We start from the raw sequence: 24014 nt of genomic DNA on the forward strand, positions 1-24014 counted from the left end.
AGTCTCACTTATATTTAGTTAAACATAGGCGTTTTTGGTAACACATTATACTGTTGCCAGAACAATGTGGTGTTTTCACCAGAAAAGCCCATCGAAAAAGGACGCTGAATTCTAGAGATCTCGGGGCCTGCTGTCAATGGATATTCTTGCTTTTCGGACGAATAAGTGAACAATTTATGCTGTTTTTTGAACGATAACATTGTTTTTTACACAATTTAGTTGTGAATAACGCATAAATTTGACTCAGGTTATCCACAGCGGATTGTGAAAAACATGATGTTAGATATAAATTGCAAGGTGATCTAGCGGTTTTCTTAGTGAAATTTAGAATGATTCTTTCTTCTTATAGTTACATTTGATCTAAAGGTTAATGTCTTTAAATTCAATGGTTTAATATTTTGATCGAAAAGATCGATCGGGATCACCATTTACATTGTGTTGATAACGTAAGATAATCCACAGCGATTAAAACGAAAACTTAAATTTCTCGCTGCTACTCTACACCTCCAACGCTATTTTCTTCTAATGGCGCGCTTCAGTGCCTGCTATTCTATGCTTGGCTTTCAAAAGAGGGTGGTTTTTAGCGAGTTACGGGAGCTAACAACGTACCATGTCCTTGTGGAACCAATGTCTTGAAAGACTGCGTCAAGAACTACCTACGCAGCAATTTAGTATGTGGATACGACCGCTTGTTTGTGAAGAGCAGGGCGGTGTTGTAGCACTATACGCTCCTAATCGTTTTGTGCTTGATTGGGTAAGAGACAAGTACCTGAATAATATTACTGCTCTGCTAAGGGAATTTGCTGGAACCGATGCACCTCAGTTGCGTTTAGAGGTAATGAGTCGCAATAGCGTAAACCGTTCTCAGCCGGCTACGGGTAATGCTGCTGGTTCAGTGCATAGTTCAAACGGTGATAGCTACACCAATAGTTCTACTACTGTAAATTCTCCGAATCACGGACATAATTCAAATTACAGCGCGCCACAATTTACTAACCGCAACGACGAGAGCCAGGTTCAGCATTCATCGTATCAGCGTCAGCCCACCATACCTCAAAACAGTAATGTGGCTAGCGGTAGCGATCACTTTAATTATAAAGATCAAAATAAGGATCTTGGTGCTTATTCACAGCAAGCTGATCAGAATAATACTGCTGCAAGAAATGTAGATCCTAATGGTCAAAATCATTACGGAAATCAAGCGCCACGATCGTCAACGCCGCCAAAGGTGATCCCGATCCCTGAGGCGATGAAACATAAAAGCAATATTAATCCGACGTATCAGTTTGATAATTTCGTCGAGGGTAAATCTAACCAACTGGCACGTGCGGCGGCGACTCAGGTTGCCAACAACCCCGGTGGTTCTTATAACCCATTGTTTATATATGGTGGAACAGGTTTAGGTAAAACTCACTTATTGCATGCGGTAGGCAATGGTATTGTGGCAAACAATGGCGATGCCAAAATTGTTTACATGCATTCTGAGCGCTTTGTACAAGATATGGTTAAGGCGCTTCAAAACAACGCTATAGAAGATTTTAAACGTTTCTATCGAAGCGTCGATGCGCTACTTATCGATGATATTCAATTTTTTGCAAACAAAGAGCGGTCGCAGGAAGAGTTTTTCCATACATTTAACGCGCTTTTAGAAGGTAATCAGCAAATTATCTTAACCTCAGATAGATATCCAAAAGAGATTGATGGGGTAGAGGATAGATTGAAGTCGCGATTCGGCTGGGGTTTAACAATTGCTATTGAGCCACCTGAGCTTGAAACCCGGGTTGCAATTTTGATGCGTAAAGCGGCTGAAAACCGAATACATTTACCTAATGAAGTTGCATTCTTTATCGCTAAGCGTTTACGCTCGAATGTACGTGAGCTGGAGGGCGCATTGAACCGAGTTATTGCAAATGCGAACTTTACGGGCCGCCCAATTACCATTGATTTCGTACGTGAAGCCCTACGCGATTTATTAGCGCTTCAAGAAAAATTGGTGACCGTTGATAATATTCAGAAAACTGTCGCTGATTATTATAAGATAAAAGTAGCTGATATTTTGTCTAAACGCCGTAGTCGTAGCGTAGCACGTCCTCGCCAAGTAGCGATGGCGCTGGCTAAAGAGCTAACTAATCATAGCTTGCCTGAATTAGGTAATGCGTTTGGTGGGCGAGACCATACTACCGTTTTGCATGCGTGCAGAAAAATAGAGCAGCTAAGAGAAGAAAGTCATGATATAAAAGAGGACTATAAGAACCTCATTAGGACTTTGTCTTCCTAACAACACGACTTTAGAGGCGAGATAGCACTGCGATGAAATTTTCTATAAGCCGCGAACAATTTTTACAACCCCTACAATTAGTGTCAGGTGCTGTTGAGCGTCGACATACGTTGCCAATTCTTTCTAACGTTCTTATTAAAGTTAGTGAGGACGCACTATGGCTTACCGGTACAGATTTAGAGGTTGAGCTAATTTCTAGTGTAAAGCTAGAGGGCGAATTCACCGAAGGTGAAATTACTGTTCCAGCTAAAAAGCTGTTTGATATTATCCGCGGTATTTCTGAGGGAACAGACATTCATTTTTCCTTAGACGGAAGCAAAGCGCTTATTCGTGCGGGTCGAGGTCGCTACACTCTTTCTACGTTATCTGCTAACGACTATCCTAATCTTGAAGATTGGGAAGGTGAGGTCGAATTTGAATTAACGTGCAGTGACTTAAAACGTCTTATCGACGCAACCAGTTTTTCTATGGCGCAACAAGATGTGCGCTACTATTTAAACGGTATGTCTCTAGAAACTGAAGAGAACATCATTCGAACCGTTGCTACTGACGGTCACCGATTAGCACTATGCCGTTTGAACTATGAAACTGCATTACCGTCTCGCCAGGTGATTATTCCTCGAAAAGGCGTGTTAGAAATTTCTCGTCTTATTAGCGAAGATGACAAATCGCTTAAAGTACAAATTGGCGCTAATCACCTACGCATCTTCTCAAACGATTTTATTTTCACTTCAAAATTAGTAGACGGTAGGTTCCCAGACTATCGCCGTGTTTTGCCTCAAAACGGTGACAAGGAAATTATCGCAAGCAAGGCGGTGCTAAAAGATGCATTTTCGCGAGCTGCAATATTATCCAATGAAAAATTCAGAGGTGTACGATTAAACCTTTCTTCGGGTGAACTTAAAATAACCGCAAATAACCCAGAGCAAGAAGAAGCAGAAGAAATCGTTGACGTTCAATATCAAGGCGATGATTTAGAAATAGGCTTCAATGTTGCCTATCTCATAGATGTCTTAAATGCGTTAGGCTCTGATGGCGTAAAAGTTAGTCTATCTGATTCCAATGCGAGTGCGCTCATTGAAGATGATGCTGATGATGCTGCGTTATATGTAATTATGCCAATGCGACTATAAAAGTATTCGCCCCTTCTTTTATAACGATTTTATTTTGTTATTTACATATCCAATCCAAGAAGCGATAAGTTTAGTTATTTATCGCTTCTTTTTTATCTTTAGTGTGGCCTCATGAAACTGGACCGAGTCCAGATTACTCAGTTTCGTAATCTTACTTCCGTAACGCTTTCTCCTTCACCATCCTTAACAATAATTAAAGGTGCAAATGGCAGTGGAAAGTCATCACTAATTGAAGCGCTTTATTATCTAGGTTTTGGTCGTTCTTTTAGAACGAATAAACACAACTCAGTTATTCAAAATGGGCAAGACAACTTTAGTGTTTTTGCTTCCTGTAAAACTGAAGCAGAAGAGAAATTGAAGCTCGGTTTTCAAAGAAGTCGAAACGAAACATTTACCTGTAGTATTGATGGCGAACATTCAAATAAATTGTCTGACTTAGTCAGCTTAGTTCCTATTCAACTTTTTACGCCTCAAAGTACAGACCTCATAATAGGCTCGCCATCTGAACGTCGGCGTTTTTGTGATTGGGGGTTGTTTCACGTGAAACATCAATTTCAATCTCTTGCTAATCAGTATGGTAAGTTTTTAAAACACAGAAATGCTCTATTAAAGCAGCAAGCTAACTTGTCCGCACCACAAAACCAATATTGGGAAACACAGTTTTCCGACCTGGGAGAGACGTTAACCTCTACTCGCCAAAGCTATGTCGATAGACTAACACCTATTTTTAAACAGTATGCAGAAGAATTTCTTCCAAACTTTGATGTGGAATTAAGTTACTATAAAGGGTGGGAAAAAGATGTCGCTTTATCAGAAAGCTTAGTTAAAAAACGCGAGTATGATGGTAAAATAGGACATACCTCTTCTGGGCCTCACAAAGCAGATTTAAGGCTTAAAGTGAATGGTGTTAATGCCCAAGAGCTTTTATCGAGAGGACAGCTTAGAATGGCTGTGGCTGCATTACAAATGTCCCAGACAAAGCTTTTCAATTCGGCAACGCAACGGAAAAGTATATTTCTACTTGACGATGTAGGTGCTGAGTTAGACGCAGATAAAAGAGAACAATTTATTGATGGGTTGCTCGAAATGGATACGCAGGTTTTCGTTACTGCAATTGAGTCCTCGCAACTCGCATTTATACAAAAATACAACGAAAAGAAAATGTTTCACGTGGAACATGGAAGCGTGAAAGAGGAGTAAAAGCTAGTATGTCAGAAGAGAACAACTACGACTCGTCCAGTATTAAAGTACTTAAAGGATTAGATGCAGTAAGAAAGCGTCCGGGTATGTATATCGGTGATACTGATGATGGTACCGGATTGCACCACATGGTATTTGAGGTGGTCGATAACTCTATCGATGAAGCACTGGCGGGACACTGTTCTGAAATAACTGTGCAAATCCATAGTGACGGATCAGTTTCTGTGTCTGACGATGGACGTGGTATCCCTACAGAATTACACCCTGAAGAGGGTGTGTCTGCAGTCTGAAGTTATTATGACGGTGCTTCACGCAGGCGGTAAATTCGATGACAACTCATATAAAGTTTCCGGCGGTCTTCACGGCGTTGGTGTATCGGTAGTAAATGCACTTTCTAGTCGACTGAAGCTGCGCATTCGTCGCGCTGGCAAAGCTCATGAGCAAGAATACCAACATGGTGTTCCACAAGCTCCTCTTGCAGTTACTGGCGATACAGACAAAACAGGAACAATGATTCGTTTCTGGCCAAGCTCTGATACATTTACAGATACACTGTACCATTACGATATTCTTGCTAAGCGCCTTAGAGAGCTTTCATTCCTGAATTCTGGTGTGTCAATTCGTTTGAAAGACGAACGTGACGGTAAAGAAGACCACTTCATGTACGAAGGTGGTATTCAAGCCTTTGTTGAATATTTGAATGAAAAGAAAACGCCTGTACATCAAAAAGTGTTTCACTTCGCAAGCGAGCAGGAAGATGGCATTGCTGTAGAAGTTGCAATGCAGTGGAACGATAGCTTCCAAGAGAACGTTTTCTGTTTTACTAACAACATTCCACAGCGAGATGGCGGTACTCACTTAGCTGGCTTCCGTGGAGCGTTGACGCGTACGCTGAACAACTATATGGAAAAGGAAGGCCTGAATAAAAAGGCGAAAACCAATGCCAGTGGTGATGATGCTCGTGAAGGTCTAACAGCTGTAATTTCAGTAAAAGTGCCTGACCCGAAATTTAGCTCACAGACAAAAGATAAGCTTGTATCTTCTGAGGTTCGTCCTGCAGTTGAATCTGCGATGAATGAAAAGCTTGCCGATTTCCTATTAGAAAACCCAGCTGAAAGTAAGATTATTGCAGGTAAAATCATCGATGCTGCGCGAGCGCGTGAAGCTGCTCGTAAAGCACGTGAAATGACACGCCGTAAGGGCGCGCTAGATTTAGCCGGTCTGCCAGGTAAGCTTGCTGATTGCCAAGAAAAAGATCCTGCACTGAGCGAACTATACATAGTGGAGGGTGACTCAGCGGGCGGTTCAGCCAAGCAGGGTCGCAACCGTAAAAACCAAGCTATTTTACCGCTTAAAGGTAAAATCCTTAACGTTGAGAAAGCACGTTTCGACAAGATGCTTTCTTCACAAGAAGTTGCAACGCTTATCACAGCATTAGGCTGTGGTATTGGCCGTGACGAATATGACCCAGAAAAGCTACGCTATCACAGCATCATTATCATGACCGATGCTGATGTGGATGGCTCTCACATTCGTACGCTTCTACTAACGTTCTTCTATCGTCAAATGCCTGAAATCATCGAACGTGGTTATGTTTATATTGCTCAACCTCCGCTTTATAAGGTAAAGAAAGGTAAGCAAGAACAATATCTAAAAGACGATGATGCTTTGACTAATTATCTTACAGGTATCGCTATTGATGGGGCATCATTGCACACTAGTGATGACGATCCAGGCATCAGCGGTGTAGGGCTAGAAAACCTAGTTAAGCAATATCAGTCAGTAGAAAAAATGATTGCCCGTATGAAGCGCAAAATGCCTTCAGCGATTCTTTACCGCATGCTGTACACGCCTACGCTTAACCTTGAAGATCTGAAAGATGAATCAGCTCTAGAGCATGTAGCGAAACACTTCGTAGAGCAGCTTACAGAGCGCGAAAACGATGGTGCAACGTACCGTTATGAAATTCGTACTGACGCAGAGTTAAGCGAATACTACATTACGATTATCATGCGTATGCACGGTATCGATTATGAGTACATTATCGACCATGAATTCATTGAGTCGTCTGAGTACCAGCGTCTGAAAGAACTTAACTTAGCTATCAATGATATGATGGGTGTAGACGCTTACATTAAGCGTGGTGAGCGTAAGCAGCCAGTAGAGTCTTTCAAAGACGCTTTAGAGTGGTTAATGAATGAAGCGAAACGTGGACAATACATTCAGCGCTATAAAGGGCTAGGCGAGATGAACCCGGAGCAGCTTTGGGAAACTACCATGGACCCTGAAAGCCGTCGTATGCTTCAAGTTACTATTGAAGATGCTATCGGTTGTGACCAATTATTTACAACGTTAATGGGCGACCAAGTAGAGCCGCGTAGAGAATTCATCGAAGCGAATGCGCTGAAGGTAGAAAACCTAGACGTGTAGTAGATAAAATCTGCTGAAAAGAAAGCGACCACATGGTCGCTTTTTTTATGTATAAAGAACGAGAAAATTCGCTACAAGACAGTAACGTTATAGTGTGTTTACCGTAGTGGATTAAATGATTAATGATATATGTAAAAAGAATGCCGCTTCAATGCGGCATTCTTTTTAAACTTTGGTCACTATTAATGCGACCTCTCCTGCACTAGCAGGGTTTACTGTAAAGCGATAAGTGCCAGTAGTAGAGGGGGTGAATTGTAAGTTCTCTGAGCCTTGCTCACAGACTAAATAGGCGGTAGAGCCTAGCATCACAGGCTGGCCTTTATATTTGCCTCCACAGTCTCTGTGAGGGCGTCCATTTTGCATCAGATAGTCTGAAATCGTAAGGTTGTCCGTCGGCAATCAGTTCAACATCTACTGCCCAACCTGAATCTGACCTTTCGAACTTATAGCTTGCATCGGCTTCCCACCAATTAAACACGCCTCTTAAAAACATGTTTTCAAATTGAATACGTGGCACTTCCGGTGCTATTTCTGGGATCTTAAAGCTTCCACTGCTTGAGCATGCTGACAGGGCTATGCACATAGAAGCAATAGTTAGTAACTTTTTCACAGTTTCTCCCTTTATAAAAAAGCCCAACGTAAGGGTTGGGCTTTCATTTATTGCAGCATTAGACTGCATTAACGTTAACTAGCCTTATGACTTCGCAAGGATTGAAATATCTGCGGTAGTAAGGAAAAGTTGCCTTAAAAGCGACAGTAAAGCAAGTCGGTTATTCTTAACTGCTTCGTCATCTGCCATAACCATTACGTTATCAAAGAAGTTATCGATTACATCACGTAGCGTAGCAAGTGCTGACAGAATGCGTGTGTAGTCGTGTGAAGGTAGTGCGCTATCCACTTCTCCTTGTGCAGACTTCAGATTTACATAAAGCGCTTTTTCAGCGTCTTCCACTAGTAACGATTCATCTATATTCGCCGAGTTAGTCACATCTACTTTTTGCTTAGCAAGAATATTGGCTACACGTTTGTTAGCGGCTGCTAAGGCTTCTGCCTCTTCTAATGCCTTAAATTTATCTACCGCATGGACACGAGCTAGATAATCAGAAGGCTTTGTAGGGCGACGGGCTGCTACGGCCTGAATAACGTCAATGGCGATAGCTTGATCTTGTAGGAGGGCATTGAAGCGACCTAATACAAAATCAACAACCTGCGTTTGTGTTTCAGCATTTGTTAATTTATCGCCATATACCTCAATTGCTTTGCTCACTAGTGTTTCAAGGTCTAAAGGCAAAGATAGCTCGGTAACAATACGTAAAACACCAATAGCTGCACGACGAAGCGCGAATGGGTCTTTATCACCTTTTGGCAGCTGGCCAATACCGAATATACCAACCAGTGTATCAAGTTTGTCAGCAAGGGCTACTGATGCGCTTACGCCAGAACTAGGAAGTGCGTCACCAGCAAAACGTGGCATGTACTGCTCATATAAAGCTTCCGCTACAGGTGCATCTTCACCGTCGTTTAGCGCATAGTATTTACCCATAACGCCCTGAACGTCTGGAAACTCCATAACCATGTTCGACATTAAGTCGGTTTTAGCTAGAAGACCTGCGCGCGCTGCTTGTGTTTCATTTGCGTCAATTTGCGAAGCGATAAATGCCGATAGGGCTGATATACGTTCAGACTTTTCTTTAAGCGTACCAAGCTGCTTTTGGAATAACACGGTTTCTAAGCTTTCAAGGCGGCTTTCTAATGTTGTCTTTTTATCGCTATTAAAGAAGAACTCTGCATCGGCAAGGCGAGGGCGTATAACCTTCTCATTACCTGAGATAACCTGAGATGCGTCATGGCTTTCAATATTCGTTACAAACAAGAAGGTATTAGAAAGTGCGCCATCACTATCAAGCAGCGGCACATACTTCTGGTCGTCCTTCATTGTGTAGATAAGCGCTTCTTTCGGGACTTCTAAGAAACCCTTATCGAATCCTGCTTGCAGCACAACAGGCCACTCTACCAGGGAAGCAATTTCCTCAAGCAGTTCTTCATCGTAATCTGGCTTAAGCGATAGGTTTTTAGCTGCGTCTTCTAATTGCTGACGCACTTTATCTTTACGCGCCTCAAAATCTGCAAGCACATATTGTTGCTCTAGTGCAGAGGCGTAGTTGTCAGCATGATCAAGCTCAAAGCGACCTTCGCCGTGGAATCGATGACCTTGAACAACGCGGCCGCTTGTTAGGCCCAATACTGAAACGTTAACCACTTCGCTTCCATAAAGCACACAAAGGGTGTGCACAGGGCGAATAAACTGAGTGTTGTAGTTACCCCAGCGCATAGGCTTTGGAATAGGTAACTTGCTTACTGCTTGATTAATCAAACCTTCTAACAACTCAGCAATAGTTTGACCAGGCACATATGCTTTATGAAGAAGCCATTCACCTTTATCCGTAACCAAACGCTCTGCGTCAGAAACGTCGATACCGTTACCGCGTGCCCAACCTTGAGCTGCCTTAGTGGGGTTGCCATCAGCGTCAAACGCCGCAGATACTGCTGGACCGCGTTTCTCTACTACTTTATCAGCTTGACCTTCAGCAAGACCTGAAACGTAAACCGCTAAGCGGCGAGGGGCTGCAAACCAGCTAACTGAGTCAAAACTTAAGTCAGCTTGGCTAAGTGCTGCTTCAAATTGTGTGGCGAAGGCTTCGCCCAAAGACTTAAGTGCTTTTGGTGGTAACTCTTCAGTACCTAATTCAACTAAACAATTTTCTGTACGCACGCTTATGCCTCCTTGTTACATAGTGGGAAGCCTAGTGCTTCACGTGCTTGGTAATAGCTCTCTGCACACGCTTTAGCCAGAGTTCGCACACGAAGAATATAGCGTTGGCGCTCTGTCACTGAAATAGCATGACGTGCATCAAGTAAGTTAAATGCGTGAGACGCCTTCATTACCTGCTCATAAGCGGGTAGTGGAAGGTTATTCTCAATTAGCTTTTTACTTTCGGCTTCACACTCGTCGAAAGTTCTAAACAGGGCTTCTACGTTGGCGTGTTCGAAGTTATACGTAGATTGTTCTACTTCGTTTTGATGGAATACATCACCATAGGTGACTTTACCCATTGGGCCGTCAGTCCATACCAGGTCATAGATACTATCTACACCTTGAACGTACATAGCTAGTCGCTCTAAGCCGTAGGTGATTTCACCAGTAACAGGCTTACATTCAAGGCCGCCTACCTGTTGGAAGTAGGTGAACTGCGTCACTTCCATACCGTTAAGCCATACTTCCCAGCCTAGTCCCCACGCACCAAGCGTTGGTGATTCCCAGTTGTCTTCTACAAAGCGAATGTCGTGAACCAGCGGATCAAAGCCCAACTCTTTCAAAGAGCCCAAGTACAACTCCTGAATATTGTCAGGTGAAGGCTTAAGCATTACTTGGAACTGATAGTAATGCTGTAAGCGGTTTGGGTTCTCACCGTAACGACCATCGGTGGGTCTACGGCATGGTTGAACATAGGCGCTACTCATTGGCTCTGGACCTAAAGAACGTAGGAATGTCATAGGGTGAAAAGTACCTGCACCCACTTCCATATCCAGAGGCTGAATAATAACGCAGCCCTGACGCGCCCAATAATCTTGAAGCGCAAGGATCAACCCTTGAAAGGTTTTAATATCGTATTTTTGCATACATCCGCTGCTTATTAGTTAACTGACTTAAAATTAAGGTGGGATAGTATACAATTTGTGAGGCACAGTATGTAGGTGTAAAGGGTGAAAAAACGTCACGAATAAAGGCAATATGCTACTTCACAACAAGGATTTAATCTTAAGCCATGACCAGTCAATTAAAAACAGCACAAAACACGCCATTACACCGTTGCGGTTGGGTGAGCAATGACCCTATTTATCTGGCTTATCATGACAACGAATGGGGTGTACCTGAGCTAAATAGCCGAGCGCTGTTTGCTAAATTATGCCTAGATGGTCAGCAAGCAGGCTTGTCTTGGTTAACTATCCTTAAAAAGCAGCAGAATTTTGAGCGGGCATTTCACCAGTTTGATCCTGAGAAAATCGCGACTATGGGTCCTTCTGATGTCGAAAGGCTAATGCACGACAGCGGTATAATCAGAAACAAGCTTAAAATAGAGTCTGTTATTAAAAATGCTAAAGGGTATCTGGCCATAGAAGAAACACAGCCATTCAGCGAGTTTATTTGGCAATTCACAGGCGGACGTACTGTGATAAATGCTTGGGATAACTTTAAGCAGGCCCCCACCTCTACCGACGCATCGAAAGCGATGTCAAAAGCATTAAAAAAGCACGGGTTTAATTTTGTAGGCGAAACAATTTGCTACGCTTTTATGCAGGCAGTGGGAATGGTAAACGATCACGAAGTAGGGTGTCACTGTTATCAGCGTACCTGTGACTTAGCGATAAAGTGATATGGTAAGGGACACAACATTGAATATAGAAATTAATTCATAAAAAACAAAAAAGACCGAGCACCTAGTGATGTTCGGTCTTTTTTATATATGCCTGACGCTAAAGCTTTTGTTTTTACGCAATAGCGTTACATTCTTATTGAGCGCTTATCAAAGTTTCACAGTAGGCTTTAAGCGGTGGTAATTCATCCAATACCTTAGACTCGTATTCAGACTCAATTTGCTCTCGTGCGATATCCTGTTTTCTTCGCTCATTCTTAGGAAGTTGCTGTCTTGCTTCTAAAATAGCAAAGCCACTGACCTCGGTGAAAAGTGCATGAACTTGCGGATACTGCGCTTTAAAGTCAGGTGGTGAATTAATAGGAAGGGCGTTAAGCAAGTTAACGATACGAATAACACCTTCTGATAAATCACACTGCTGTTGCTCCATCGCTTTAGCAATCACTATGATGCTGTCAGTGATATTAGCAATGCGAGATTGCCTTGCGGCTTCCTGTCGCGCTTTCTGCTGCTTTAGCATAAACAGCAGTTTACCTGCGTAAAAGCCAAGCCCAACAATGATGAGTAGCGCAATGCCTGAAAGTACTGCCCAAAGCATAACGTTTTCCTGTTTCTATTAATGCTTAAAGTCGTCGATGTTAATAGCGTCTAAATCGTTAAACGGATCCATATCGTCGTCTTCATCATCTTCTTCCACTATACCTAGTAGGTCACAAAGGATGCGGTGGCGTGCCATTTTTTCGTCTACGTACGCTTGTTGCTCGCGAGTAAGCGGCTTGTCATCATCAAGCTTATCAAGTAAATCTGTTAAACGTTGGTCTACTTCTAGGGCTGCCAACTCTTGGGCTGGAGTTGCGTACTTCTTCTTTTGAGCAGGGGTTGGCGTTACTGTTTTTACAAGCTGAACAGGCTTCTTACTGCCGTGACGAGGATCTTTATTCTCAGCACTCTTTTTGCCAGTTACTTTTTTCTGTTCAACATTGTGGCGGCTACCTGCAGGCTTACCCTTGTGCTTTTTAGGGCGAGGTGAGTCTGATTTACGGTTTTCGCTAGGTTTAAAGTCTGGGTCTTTACGAACGCCGATTTGACCGACTTTACGAGATTTCTTTGAACGTGCCATAATTTCCAAATAACAAAGAGAGTGAAAAAACAACGCTATTATAGCGCGAATTAGTGCCTACGTATTGATCTTTGGGTGTGCGGTTAAAAATCAATATGCCATAAAGGTAGTGATAGATAATCTATTTCAGCGCTTCTTCATTAGCACAACGTCATTTGCTGGGAATTTAACGTCATAGCCGTCTCTTTGTGCTAAATACTCAAAGGTTTTTTCGCTGAAGAAGCTTACATGTGTGATGTCGTTTTTATAATGCCAATTTGCAAAGCGGGCTTTATCGAGCACGCGTTTTGTCATGATGGCTAGAACCCCGCTAGGGGCAACAAGTTTGTTGAACAGCGCCCATTCCACGTATGGGGAGTGAAAGTGCTCGATAGCTTCAGTACAGGTTACAATGTCGTAGCTTTTCTCAAGTACCCTTAAGGTCGGGGCATAGAAGGGGTCGTATGTACTCATATTCACTCCTTCTTCTGACAGCATGCTTGCTAGAACAGGTGCTGGACCGCAGCCAAAGTCTAGTCCAGAAAGCTCTCCTGCGTTAGTTGCTTTTATAAAAGGTGAGAGCGGGGTTAAAACCTTTCCTAAAAACTTTCGATATCCTTCATCTTCGAAGCTGTTTTCGTGAAGATCATATTCCTGTTTTTCTACTTCTTTTGACGGCAGAAACGCAGGAGAAACATAAACAAGTTCGCATTGACTACACTGGAGGTATTCCCGCTTTTTATCAGTGTGGTAGTGAGATGATGTATTAGCGCTTTGGCATAAAGGACAAGACATAAAAGGCGGATATTAATAAAGGGGCTAAAAAAGAAAAAGGTGATGGTTTTCACCATCACCTTACATTGTATGAGTGTCAGATGACACCTCTCCCGTTATACACATCTATGTGTAGCTGGCTTCCCTAGCTGTGCTCCCCTTATTTTTATTTTTAGCAGAGCTGTATTGTTGTTTTTGGCCCTCGTGGCTCTTTATCCCGTCTTCCATGCTGCATTTTTATTATTATTCTTGTTGTTTAGTTTGTAGATTTTCAAAGGCACCTACAAACTACGCCGTTAGATTACACGAATAATTTTAAAATACAACTTTTATGGTAACAAAATTTTAACAACAGTGTGTAAAAACGGTACGGCTTAGTGTAAGCCTGCGATATAGTTAGATAAAATTTCGATATCTTCGTCGGTTAATTTCATCGCAATATCACGCATCATGCCATTCATATCGTTGTGACGTTGACCAGAACGGAAAGCCTTTAGCTGAGATGCAGTGTAGGTAGCGTGCTGTCCACTGATGTCAGGGAAGCCTGCTAATGCCATACCGTTACCTTTAGGTCCGTGGCATGCGATACATGCTGTTACGCCACGCGACTCGTCACCACCTTGATAAAGTGCGCGTCCAGCTTCTACATATTGCTCAGGCGTTTCGCCCGCTTTAGGCTCTTGGCTTGAGAAATAAGCAGCTAGGTCTTTCATGTCTTGCTCTGATAGTGGAGCAGCCATGCCGTTCATCACAGCATTGTTACGACCTTCCTCGCCACCCGTTTGAGAGGCAAGTTTAAATTCGGTTAATTGCTTAACAATGTACTTCTCATGCTGGCCAGCAAGTTTCGGGTTCATGTCAATCATGCTGTTGCCATCAGGGCCATGACAGGCTGCACATACTGCAGATTTCGCTTTACCTGCCTCGGCGTCGCCTTCTGCCATAGCAGTTGCGCTTAAACCCAAAGACATACACACCAACAAACACAGTTTTTTCATAATAAATCTCTTAAATGGATCCAACGGCTCGCGTGATATACGTGATATCATGCGTATTTTACACATTTAACGCGTCAGAAAAACCTATTCCATGATAAAACTATGGTTTTTAGCTGGTTTATTCATTAAAAAACTGTAAACCAAAGGTTGAGACGCATGTGGAGGTAAGTCTAGATGTCGTATTACACCAAAGCAAAATTCTTTACGAGTGCACCTGACATTCGTCACTTAAAGAATGACAGCGGTATTGAAGTTGCGTTTGCGGGTCGCTCGAATGCGGGAAAGTCGAGTGCGCTTAACACATTAACCCGTCAAAGAAACTTGGCGAGAACCAGTAAAACACCAGGTCGTACTCAATTAATCAATGTATTTGAATTAGAGGAAGACTTGCGCCTTGTCGATTTGCCGGGTTACGGATTTGCTAAAGTCCCGGTGGCGATGAAAAAGAAGTGGCAAGCGTCATTAGGTGAATACCTTCAAAAGCGTAAGTCGCTAAAAGGTTTGGTGGTACTAATGGATATTCGTCATCCTTTTAAAGATTTAGACCAAGACCTCATTCATTGGGCTGTGGCGTCGGATATCCCTGTACTCGCGCTTCTTACAAAAGCCGATAAACTGAAAAGCGGAAAGCGCAAAGCACAACTATTAATGGCCCGTGAAGCTGCTATGGCATTTATGGGTGATGTGACGGTACAAACCTTTTCGTCATTAAATAAACATGGTTTACCAGAGCTAGAGCGTATCTTAGATTCATGGTTTGGGTTGGACAAATCAGTTGATGAAGATACATCCGATAGTGAAGCCAAATAACGTTAACGGTGAATTTCACTTGTGTTGACTTAGTGTATTTAGTGGGAAAGCTCGATGCGCTAGAAAAAAGAACGCCCCGCATAGAGCGAGGCGTAAACTGAGAGAAAACACATAAAAACCGTAGATATAGAGTAGCGGTAATAAAAGAAGTTCAGAAAAAATAGAAAGAAAAATCACTCAAAGTGTTATGTGTTTGATATTTAACAGTTATTTATTTTCTGCAGATATAAAAAAACCCCGACAAAACTGTCGGGGTTAAAGCAAAGGTTTGAAAACAGCTTTCTCACCTCTGTACCCTACATGCGTAATATTACAACAAAGCACAGAAAAGGCAAGGGTGTTATGTAATTAAATTACCAAATTTAATGTAAATAACTCCCAACTGGGTATTGAAACTGTAATCTAATTACCAAACTAATGTGCTTCATCCCAATTTTCGCCCACACCAGCTTCAACAACTAGCGGCACATTAAGTGTGGCTGCGCTTTCCATAAGTGCTGTAATAGTAGAAACATAGGTATCTACTTTGTCTTCTTTAATTTCGAAAACCAGTTCATCGTGCACTTGCATCATCATGGTTACATCGTCGGATGCATTTTTTCTGATCCAGTCGTCAACTTTAATCATGGCCATTTTAATAATGTCTGCCGCCGTACCTTGCATTGGCGCATTGATTGCTGCGCGTTCTGCACCTTTTCGGCGTGCGCCATTACTTGCTTTAATATCAGGCAGGTATAGCCTGCGACCAAATACAGTTTCTACATAACCCTTTTCCTTTGCACTCTCACGAGTAGAGTCCATATATTCAAGCACACCAGGGTAGCGCTCAAAGTAAAGGTCCATGTATTTTTGGGCTTCGTTACGTGGAATATTAAGTTGCTTAGACAGTCCAAACGCACTCATACCGTAAATTAAGCCAAAGTTAATCGCTTTTGCGCTGCGTCGCTGCTCGGTCGTTACCTCATCAAGTGGTACGCCGAATACTTCAGATGCCGTTGCTTTATGAATATCTTTGCCATGAGCAAAGGCATCGAGTAGGCCTTTATCACCAGAAAGGTGCGCCATAATACGCAGCTCAATTTGAGAGTAGTCAGCTGCGACAAACTTATTTCCTTCCCTTGGAACAAAAGCCTGACGTACGCGACGACCTTCTTCATTGCGAATAGGAATATTTTGTAAATTAGGATCGGTTGAAGAAAGACGCCCTGTTGCCGTTACCGCTTGATGATAAGACGTATGCACCCGACCTGTTCGATGATTGATCATCTTAGGAAGTTTATCGGTGTAGGTATTCTTTAGCTTAGTTAAGCCGCGGTATTCCATGATCTTTTTAGGCAGCGGATACTCAAGTGCAAGTTCTTGAAGTACATCCTCAGAAGTAGAGGGCGCGCCTTTTGGCGTTTTCTTAATAATTGGCAGCGACATCTTTTCAAATAGAATATGCTGAAGCTGTTTTGTTGAGCCTAAGTTGAATGGCTCGCCCGCTTCCTCATGAACCTCACTTTCTAGCTCGGCAATACGACTAGCAAGATCTTGGCTTTGTTGACTAAGTCTCTGGCTGTCAATCAGAACGCCTTCTTGTTCCATGCGAGAAAGGACGCACGCAAGGGGAACTTCAACGTCTATCAACAAGTCTTTAAGTTCCGGAATATCTTTTAACTTTGTCCAAATAGCGTTATGTAAGCGAAGCGTTATATCAGCATCTTCTGCTGCATAAGGGCCAGCTTCTTCTAGGTCAATTTGGTTAAAGGTAAGCTGTTTTGCGCCTTTGCCAGCAATTTCTTCAAAGTGAATGGTTTTATGACCAAGATAAGCTAGAGCTAGCGAGTCCATATCGTGGCGCTGGGCGGTGCTGTTTAGTACATAGCTTTCAAGCATAGTGTCAAAGCCAATGCCATTTAAGGTTATGTCATAGTTCGCTAGTACATTTTTATCGTACTTAATATGCTGGCCTACTTTGATAACCTTGTCTGATTCCAAAATAGGTTTTAATGCGTTTAATACGAACTCTCGTGATAGCTGTGCCGGCGCATCGGGGTAATCATGGGCTACAGGTACGTAAGCTGCTTCACCTTCTTCTATACAAAATGAAACGCCAACTAATTCGGCATCCATGTAGTTAAGACTAGTAGTTTCGGTGTCAAAGGCAATTAGCTCAGCTTTTTCAAGCTTAGCGACCCAAGCGTTAAAGCGCGCTTCATCAAGTACGGTTTCGTATTTCGCTTTGTCGATATCTACCGATGTACTTTGCTCACTTTCTTGTGCACTGCTGCTATCTTCACTGCCAGTAGTGTCGCTATTTGAGGTATCACCGCCCGCCACAAGCGCACTTACTTCTGTATGCCAGCGTTTGAATTCATACTCAGCAAAGAGATCGCGAAGTTGTTCATTATCGGGTTGGCTAGGCATCAAGGCTTCAACATCATAGTCTAAGTCAAGATCGATGCTAATAGTGGCTAGGGTATAAGAGAGTCGTGCTTGCTCCTCGTACTCCTGCATTTTAGCCGCCATTGACTTGCTACCTCTAAACGATAGATCGGCGATTTTATCCAGGTTCTTATAAATATCGTCGATACCGCCAATACCATTAAGTAAAGCTTGAGCACTTTTATCGCCTACACCAGGTACGCCGGGTATGTTATCTACTTTGTCGCCTTTTAATGCGAGAAAGTCGATCACAAGTTCAGGAGGTATGCCAAACTTAGTATTTACGCCTTCAACGTCCATTACTTGATTGGTCATAGTATTGATCAAGGTGACATGCTCATTAACCAATTGCGCCATGTCTTTGTCGCCAGTGCTGATAAGGGTATCAATTCCTTTCTCTGTCGCATGTTTGGCTAATGTACCTATAACGTCATCTGCTTCTACTCCGGACTCTACGATAACCGGTAAGCCCATCGCCTTAATGATGGTATGTAATGGTTCGATCTGGCTTCTTAGCTCATCCGGCATAGGCGGGCGATTCGCCTTATACTCTTTATAAATGTCGTCTCGAAACGTTTTTCCTTTGGCATCAAAAATTACTGCCATGTGGGTAGGGTTGTATTGCTTGATCAAGCTTTTAAGCATGTTCACAACACCATAAATGGCACCGGTATCTTGGCCTTTTGAGTTCGTTAAAGGGGGTAAACCGTGAAAGGCACGAAAGAGATAGGACGATCCATCGACAAGAATAAATGGAGGCTTTTTAGAATCTGGCATAGCGGGCGATTTTCCAATATACAATATGAGCGCAAGGATGCCACAGGCTAGGGCAGATCGCCATATCATGAAGGAAGATTAAACGTGACAGCCGATCATATTTCGCCTGTGGATAACTTTGTGATCTAAAGTTTCAGGCACAGTGATCCGGATGATCTTTGTCAAGTTAAAGATCACCATCTAAATCAAGAAAAATAAGGGAATGAGACTAAGGTGTGAAAACAGCGTACCTGCTACTAATCATTCCATTTTGTGTGGATAACTTGGTGTACGTTTATTTTTGGTTTAACCAAGTTGGTCAAGTAATGTAGCATAACCGTTAACATTGTATACACGTATTTATAAGAACTTTTTTTGTACACTTGTGTGTTTAATAGCCAAATTTTGAATAAGTAGATGGCATAACGTCTAGGAGGACAATATGAAACAAGTAGCCGTTATTTTAAGTGGTAGTGGTGTGTTCGACGGGGCAGAATTACATGAAGCGGTATTAACGCTTCTAGCCATTGAGCAAGAAGGAGCATCTTATCAATGTTTCGCGCCCGATGTAGAGCAACTTCACGTGGTCAATCACTTAACCGGTGAAGTGGCGGAAGGTGAAACCAGAAACGTATTGGTAGAGTCAGCCCGAATAGCCAGAGGCAATATAAAGCCTGTCACTGATTGTGACGTTAATGCATTTGATACACTTATACTGCCCGGCGGCTTTGGTGCGGCGAAAAACCTTTGCACCTTTGCTGTAGACGGTGATAAATGTACCTTTAACGAAGAGGTTCTTGAGGTCTGTAAGGCATTTGCACAAGCTAAAAAACCTGCAGCTTATGCGTGTATTGCACCAGCTTTAGCCGCCAAAGTGTATAGCAACAAGACTAAGCTAACTATTGGCGACGATGAAGCCACGGCTTGCGGCTTGAATGCCTTAGGTGCCACTCATGTAGAGTGCCCAGTCGATGAGGTTGTCGTGGATAATGATGCGAAGCTGGTAACTACACCTGCCTATATGCTGGCGCAAAGCGTTAGTGAGGCGAATGCGAGTATTAGCAAAATGGTCAAGACTGTACTTGCCATGAAATAGAAAACTTGGGGCTGGCTTTTCTGAACCGAAAAGTTAAGCGCCATTCTATATAATTAGCTTAATAATGTGGGGAGACAAAGGTTTCCCCTTACTGATTATAGTCCTATAATCAAAACCCTATACGAAACACATTGAGTTTTACCTTTTTTGTTTGAGGTAACGACGTTTGTTTTTTTGAAGTCAGTTCAAAAAATCATTAAAACTAGGGCGCTTAAGCCCTTATGCGCGCTATAAAAATAAAGGCATAATAAACAATGCACTACCGTGCCATCATACGAATACTCGGGTTACTAATAGCGCTTTTTAGCGTAACCATGATCCCACCAGCTATTGTGTCGTTGATTTATCAAGATGGCAGCGGTCTTCCTTTCACTCTCGCTTTTATATTCTGTGTCATTGGCGGCATGGCCTTGTGGTATCCCAATCGTCAGCAAAAAAATGATTTAAGAGCGAGAGAAGGGTTTTTAATAGTCGCGCTGTTTTGGTCAGTACTGGCAAGCGTGGGTGCAATTCCACTTATCTTGCTTGAACAACCTAGCATGACAGTAACCGATGCTTTTTTTGAATCGTTTTCTGGCCTGACGACCACAGGTGCTACGGTTATCGAAGGGATAGATTTTCTCCCTCATTCAGTACAATTTTACCGGCAGCAACTTCAGTGGCTAGGCGGTATGGGTATCATCGTACTTGCCGTTGCCATATTACCTATTCTTGGTGTTGGGGGCATGCAGCTGTATCGAGCAGAGACACCCGGCCCGGTTAAAGATAATAAGATGACGCCGCGTATTGCCGATACGGCAAAGCATCTATGGTATATCTACCTAACTATAACCATCGCGTGCGCGGGTGCATATTGGCTTTCAGGTATGAATGTATTCGATGCTATATGCCATGCATTCTCAACCGTAGCCATTGGTGGGTTTTCTAACCATGATGCGAGCTTAGGGTACTTCAACAGCCCCATGGTAAACGTGGTTTGTACGGTCTTTTTGCTTATTGCTGCGCTGAATTTCTCGCTGCACTACGCCGCGGTAAGTTCACGCTCAGTGAAAGGCTACTTTAAAGATCCTGAATTCAAAGCCTTCTTTATTATTCAAGCGTCGCTAATTGGTATTTGCTTTCTAGTACTCACTCTATCAGGCTACTATAGTTCAGCAGAGCAAGCTCTAGATCAGGCTATGATTCAGGCAGTGTCCATTAGCACCACGGCCGGATTCGCCACTACTGACTTTTCTGTATGGCCTACGTTTTTACCCATAATGCTTATTTTTTCTAGCTTCATAGGCGGTTGCGCCAGCTCCACAGGTGGTGGCTTGAAGGTAGTACGTGTGTGCTTATTGTTTTTACAAGGCAAGCGTGAAGTAGACAGACTTATCCACCCTAAAGCCGTGTACAGTGTTAAGTTTGGCGACCGTGCTATGCCCGACAGAGTGGTAGAAGCTGTATGGGGGTTTTTCTCGGCTTACGCCGTAGTATTTGTGGTAATAATGATAGGCCTAATTGCGACAGGTTTAGATAACCTGAGTGCTTTTACTGCAACGGCGGCCATGCTAAATAACTTAGGCCCAGGCCTAGGCAGTGTGGCAGCAAACTATGCCGATGTAACTGATGCAGGCAAATGGATCTTAGTAACTGGGATGGTGTTTGGTCGACTAGAAGTCTTTTCATTACTGGTACTGTTCTCGCCTACGTTCTGGCGAAGCTAATATCTAGAAAAAAGGGCGATAATTATCGCCCTTTGTTCTATGAGTCTATATTCGAATCACTGTACTCTGATATCTTTGCGAAGCTTTATTAAAGAGGGGTATAGCGCTAGCCAAAGAAGAATGCACTGGGCTGGAACAGCTTTTCTACATCATTGATGTACTTCTTATCCACCAAGAACAAAATAACGTGATCGTTCGCTTCTATCTTGGTATCACTATGGGCAATAATTACCTGTTCGTCGCGAACGATAGCACCGATAGTCGTACCAGGAGGTAGCTTGATGTCGCCAATTTGTCTGCCAACCACTTTAGATGTGTTTTCATCACCATGAGCAATGGCTTCAATAGCCTCTGCCGCGCCACGACGTAAAGAATAAACGTTAACAATGTCTCCACGGCGTACGTGCGTAAGTAGTGCCGAAATAGTGGCTTGTTGTGGTGAAAACGCAATGTCTATCTCGCCACCCTGAACGAGATCTACATAAGCACTTCGCTGAATAAGCACCATGGCTTTTTGCGCGCCCATGCGCTTTGCCAGCATGGCCGACATAATATTCGCTTCATCGTCGTTAGTTACCGCAATGAAGGCATCGACCTGTTCGATATTCTCTTCACTGAGTAATTCAGGATCAGATGCATCACCACTGAAGACAATGGTTTTATCTAAGTTGGCAGATAAATACTTTGCCCGCTCTGGGCTGTATTCAATAAGCTTAACGTTATGATTGTGTTCAAGCTTCTTCGCTAACCCTGCGCCAATTAAACCACCGCCGGCTATCATAATTCGCTTGTAGCTAGACTCGAGCTTTTGAAGCTCACTCATTACTGCACGAATGTGCTTGGTGGCGGCAATAAAGAATACTTCGTCATCTGCTTCTATAACGGTCGTTCCCAATGGTCGAATAGGGCGGCCGCGACGGTAAATAGCTGCAACCCGGGTTTCCACATTAGGCATGTGATCTTTAAGCGCAGATAACGCGTGGCCTACTAATAAGCCGCCATAATAGGCTTTAACGGCTACCAGGCTTGCTTTGCCTTCTGCAAACTCAACAACCTGAAGGGCACCGGGATAATCAATGAGGCGTTTAATTGCTTTGGTTACCAGTTGCTCTGGGGCAATAATGTGGTCTACCGGAATGTCTTGCTGCTTATATAGCTGCTCTTGGTAAATAATGTATTGTTCTGAGCGTACACGGGCAATTTTTGTGGGCGTTTTGAAAAGGCTATAGGCAACCTGACAGGCTAGCATGTTGCTTTCATCACTATTGGTTACGGCTATCAGCATATCAGCATCTTCCGCACCGGCTTTGCGCAATACATCTGGGTGTGAACCCACACCTGTTACAACCTGCAAATCAAGGCGGTCTTGCAGCGCGCGAAGAATAGTGGGGTCAGAGTCAATAACGGTAATTTCGTTATTTTCACCTACTAGGTTTTCAGCAAGAGTTCCGCCTACTTGTCCGGCCCCTAAAATGATGATCTTCATCGTTATTATTTTGCCTTCATATCTGTGCAGGTCATCACAATGTAACCTGCACAACTATTAAACTTAGTCTGACGACTTTACCAGCCTCGCATAATAGAAACCATCCATTTGTTCTTCCCCCGGCGTAATCTGACGTCCAGGTTTGTCTATGGTTTCTGTTTTCACTACAGGCGATAACTTGGCGTTTGGCGTGTCGGCTAGAAACTGCTGTATTTGCGCCATGTTCTCTTTTGGTAAAATAGAACAGGTTGCATAAAGCAAGGTGCCGCCTGGTTTTAATAGGCCCCACAGCGTATCTAATATGCGGCGTTGTAGCCGCGCTAAATTGTCGATGTCATTGGATTTTCGAAGCCAGCGAATATCTGGGTGGCGTCGTATAACGCCAGTAGCAGAGCAGGGGGCATCCAATAATATTCTATCGAAGGGCTTTCCGTCCCACCAAGTTTTTGGATTAGCGGCATCACCCTGCTTAATATCCACAACGTGTTTAAGACGCGTCATGTTTTCTTCTACGCGTTTTAGGCGTGTAGCGTCGGCATCAAGTGCCAACACGTACTCAGTATCCGGTTCGCATTCTACAATGTGCCCGGTTTTACCACCTGGTGCGGCGCAACAATCTAAAATACGCTCACTAGCTTGCGGCTGTAAGTAGTGTGCGGCTAATTGAACTGCACCGTCTTGCACCGCAAAGTGCCCTTTATCAAAGCCAGGCAGGGACGTAATGTCTTCACGTTTAGCCAGAATTACTGCATCTGCGTGATTGTCGCTAAGGGTATATTCGACGCCAACACTATCTAGCGCCTCGGTGAATGCTGCCAATGTTGTTTGCAGCTTATTTACACGAAGCCAGATGGGAGCCATAGCGTTAGTTTCGCTACGCACTTGGTCGGCATCGGCGCCATAGGCGGTCTCTATTGCCTTAAACAGCCACTTAGGTAAACCGCTGTTTATAATGGCATCATCAACGTTTTTGTCGGCAAGGTTCTCTCGCTGAAAATTGCGTAATACCGCATTTACCAAGCCTTTAAGCGCTGCTGCATTTAAATAAGACGCTGCAGCAACGGTTTCACCTACTGCAGCATGGTTACTAACTCGTGAAAAGTTAAGCTGGTACAAGCCAAGAAGTATAAGGTGCTCGATAACCTTTTTATTTCCCTTTAAGGGTCTATCTAGCAAAGAGCGTAGCCAGTGCTGTAAAAGGGGAAGGCGACGCATTACCCCTAACGACATTTCTTGAATCCATGCGTTGTCTTTGGCGTTGTGTCTGCGCTGAACGCGTTCTAGGCATTCACGCGACGACTTGCCTTGCTCTAAAATTTGATAAATGACCCACGCACAATCTGCGCGCAGGTTTTTTTGCTTGGGAAGGGGTAATGGTTTCACGT

The 24014-nt window shown here is 43.3% G+C and carries 16 protein-coding genes and 2 pseudogenes; 8 read left to right on the forward strand and 10 right to left on the reverse strand.

Annotated features, from left to right (window positions below; genetic code table 11):
- The first annotated feature begins 610 nt into the window (after positions 1-610).
- The 4 genes and pseudogenes from dnaA to gyrB all read left to right on the forward strand — a co-directional run bounded on the left by dnaA (position 611) and on the right by gyrB (position 7041).
- On the forward strand, positions 611-2278 hold the full coding sequence (gene dnaA / locus ACYX4W_RS03445) for a chromosomal replication initiator protein DnaA (protein ID WP_476074684.1): 1668 nt from the start codon (positions 611-613) through the stop codon (positions 2276-2278).
- 32 nt (positions 2279-2310) lie between these two features.
- Positions 2311-3411: a DNA polymerase III subunit beta gene (dnaN, locus tag ACYX4W_RS03450; RefSeq protein ID WP_179981861.1), complete on the forward strand. Its 1101-nt coding sequence runs from the start codon at positions 2311-2313 to the stop codon at positions 3409-3411.
- Between the two features lie 111 nt (positions 3412-3522).
- Entirely contained in the window at positions 3523-4611 is a 1089-nt protein-coding gene (recF, locus tag ACYX4W_RS03455) for a DNA replication/repair protein RecF (RefSeq protein ID WP_476074685.1), read from the forward strand.
- Positions 4612-4619: 8 nt separating this feature from the next.
- Positions 4620-7041, forward strand: a pseudogene (gene gyrB, locus ACYX4W_RS03460) (DNA topoisomerase (ATP-hydrolyzing) subunit B).
- Between the two features lie 165 nt (positions 7042-7206).
- Here the strand turns inward: gyrB and ACYX4W_RS03465 are convergent.
- The 3 genes and pseudogenes from ACYX4W_RS03465 to glyQ all read right to left on the reverse strand — a co-directional run bounded on the left by ACYX4W_RS03465 (position 7207) and on the right by glyQ (position 10722).
- A pseudogene (locus ACYX4W_RS03465) lies at positions 7207-7651 on the reverse strand (hypothetical protein).
- Positions 7652-7735: 84 nt separating this feature from the next.
- Positions 7736-9814: a glycine--tRNA ligase subunit beta gene (gene glyS / locus ACYX4W_RS03470; RefSeq protein WP_476074686.1), complete on the reverse strand. Its 2079-nt coding sequence runs from the start codon at positions 9812-9814 to the stop codon at positions 7736-7738.
- A 2-nt stretch (positions 9815-9816) separates the two neighbouring features.
- Positions 9817-10722: a glycine--tRNA ligase subunit alpha gene (gene glyQ, locus ACYX4W_RS03475; RefSeq protein WP_014947716.1), complete on the reverse strand. Its 906-nt coding sequence runs from the start codon at positions 10720-10722 to the stop codon at positions 9817-9819.
- A 146-nt stretch (positions 10723-10868) separates the two neighbouring features.
- On the opposite strand from glyQ, the gene ACYX4W_RS03480 reads away from it, so the two are divergent.
- Entirely contained in the window at positions 10869-11477 is a 609-nt protein-coding gene (locus ACYX4W_RS03480) for a DNA-3-methyladenine glycosylase I (protein ID WP_474803304.1), read from the forward strand.
- 136 nt (positions 11478-11613) lie between these two features.
- On the opposite strand, the gene ACYX4W_RS03485 is transcribed toward ACYX4W_RS03480, so the two are convergent.
- From ACYX4W_RS03485 to ACYX4W_RS03500, 4 genes are all read right to left on the reverse strand, one after another.
- Positions 11614-12075, reverse strand: coding sequence for a DUF2489 domain-containing protein (locus ACYX4W_RS03485; protein WP_179981868.1), 462 nt, complete (start codon positions 12073-12075; stop codon positions 11614-11616).
- 18 nt (positions 12076-12093) lie between these two features.
- The gene (yihI, locus tag ACYX4W_RS03490) at positions 12094-12597 is read right to left on the reverse strand and encodes a Der GTPase-activating protein YihI (RefSeq protein WP_474803301.1); all 504 of its coding nucleotides are present in this window, start codon (positions 12595-12597) and stop codon (positions 12094-12096) included.
- Between the two features lie 126 nt (positions 12598-12723).
- Positions 12724-13371: a class I SAM-dependent methyltransferase gene (locus tag ACYX4W_RS03495; protein WP_474803299.1), complete on the reverse strand. Its 648-nt coding sequence runs from the start codon at positions 13369-13371 to the stop codon at positions 12724-12726.
- Positions 13372-13724: 353 nt separating this feature from the next.
- Positions 13725-14348 (reverse strand): c-type cytochrome, encoded by a 624-nt coding sequence (locus ACYX4W_RS03500; protein ID WP_179981871.1) that lies wholly within the window; start codon positions 14346-14348, stop codon positions 13725-13727.
- A 174-nt stretch (positions 14349-14522) separates the two neighbouring features.
- On the opposite strand from ACYX4W_RS03500, the gene yihA reads away from it, so the two are divergent.
- Positions 14523-15158 carry a ribosome biogenesis GTP-binding protein YihA/YsxC gene (yihA, locus tag ACYX4W_RS03505; protein ID WP_474803296.1) on the forward strand — a complete coding sequence of 212 codons (636 nt, stop codon included), beginning with the start codon at positions 14523-14525 and terminating at the stop codon, positions 15156-15158.
- Positions 15159-15572: 414 nt separating this feature from the next.
- Here yihA and polA read toward each other — a convergent pair whose 3' ends face one another.
- A complete protein-coding gene (polA, locus tag ACYX4W_RS03510) occupies positions 15573-18362 on the reverse strand; it encodes a DNA polymerase I (protein ID WP_474803293.1) in 2790 nt (929 codons plus the stop codon).
- A gap of 421 nt (positions 18363-18783) precedes the next feature.
- On the opposite strand from polA, the gene elbB reads away from it, so the two are divergent.
- Together elbB and ACYX4W_RS03520 are read left to right on the forward strand one after the other, a co-directional pair.
- Entirely contained in the window at positions 18784-19437 is a 654-nt protein-coding gene (gene elbB / locus ACYX4W_RS03515) for an isoprenoid biosynthesis glyoxalase ElbB (RefSeq protein WP_179981874.1), read from the forward strand.
- A gap of 254 nt (positions 19438-19691) precedes the next feature.
- Positions 19692-21143 (forward strand): TrkH family potassium uptake protein, encoded by a 1452-nt coding sequence (locus ACYX4W_RS03520; protein ID WP_474803290.1) that lies wholly within the window; start codon positions 19692-19694, stop codon positions 21141-21143.
- Between the two features lie 106 nt (positions 21144-21249).
- Here the strand turns inward: ACYX4W_RS03520 and trkA are convergent, their stop codons facing one another.
- Together trkA and rsmB are read right to left on the reverse strand one after the other, a co-directional pair.
- Positions 21250-22629 carry a Trk system potassium transporter TrkA gene (trkA, locus tag ACYX4W_RS03525; RefSeq protein ID WP_136782368.1) on the reverse strand — a complete coding sequence of 460 codons (1380 nt, stop codon included), beginning with the start codon at positions 22627-22629 and terminating at the stop codon, positions 21250-21252.
- Between the two features lie 63 nt (positions 22630-22692).
- Positions 22693-24012, reverse strand: coding sequence for a 16S rRNA (cytosine(967)-C(5))-methyltransferase RsmB (gene rsmB / locus ACYX4W_RS03530; protein ID WP_476074687.1), 1320 nt, complete (start codon positions 24010-24012; stop codon positions 22693-22695).
- Positions 24013-24014 lie beyond the last annotated feature (2 nt).

The organism is Alteromonas sp. ABH4_454 (assembly GCF_056311775.1).

What these genes read in the sequence shown, in the direction of transcription:
- ACYX4W_RS03500 (WP_179981871.1), bottom strand. Translation starts at nt 14,348, where the DNA reads ATGAAAAAACTGTGTTTGTTGGTGTGTATGTCTTTGGGTTTAAGCGCA.
- ACYX4W_RS03495 (WP_474803299.1), bottom strand. Translation starts at nt 13,371, where the DNA reads ATGTCTTGTCCTTTATGCCAAAGCGCTAATACATCATCTCACTACCAC.
- dnaN (WP_179981861.1), top strand. Translation starts at nt 2,311, where the DNA reads ATGAAATTTTCTATAAGCCGCGAACAATTTTTACAACCCCTACAATTA.
- ACYX4W_RS03485 (WP_179981868.1), bottom strand. Translation starts at nt 12,075, where the DNA reads ATGCTTTGGGCAGTACTTTCAGGCATTGCGCTACTCATCATTGTTGGG.
- yihI (WP_474803301.1), bottom strand. Translation starts at nt 12,597, where the DNA reads ATGGCACGTTCAAAGAAATCTCGTAAAGTCGGTCAAATCGGCGTTCGT.
- ACYX4W_RS03520 (WP_474803290.1), top strand. Translation starts at nt 19,692, where the DNA reads ATGCACTACCGTGCCATCATACGAATACTCGGGTTACTAATAGCGCTT.
- glyQ (WP_014947716.1), bottom strand. Translation starts at nt 10,722, where the DNA reads ATGCAAAAATACGATATTAAAACCTTTCAAGGGTTGATCCTTGCGCTT.
- yihA (WP_474803296.1), top strand. Translation starts at nt 14,523, where the DNA reads ATGTCGTATTACACCAAAGCAAAATTCTTTACGAGTGCACCTGACATT.
- elbB (WP_179981874.1), top strand. Translation starts at nt 18,784, where the DNA reads ATGAAACAAGTAGCCGTTATTTTAAGTGGTAGTGGTGTGTTCGACGGG.
- recF (WP_476074685.1), top strand. Translation starts at nt 3,523, where the DNA reads ATGAAACTGGACCGAGTCCAGATTACTCAGTTTCGTAATCTTACTTCC.
- dnaA (WP_476074684.1), top strand. Translation starts at nt 611, where the DNA reads ATGTCCTTGTGGAACCAATGTCTTGAAAGACTGCGTCAAGAACTACCT.
- ACYX4W_RS03480 (WP_474803304.1), top strand. Translation starts at nt 10,869, where the DNA reads ATGACCAGTCAATTAAAAACAGCACAAAACACGCCATTACACCGTTGC.
- trkA (WP_136782368.1), bottom strand. Translation starts at nt 22,629, where the DNA reads ATGAAGATCATCATTTTAGGGGCCGGACAAGTAGGCGGAACTCTTGCT.
- polA (WP_474803293.1), bottom strand. Translation starts at nt 18,362, where the DNA reads ATGCCAGATTCTAAAAAGCCTCCATTTATTCTTGTCGATGGATCGTCC.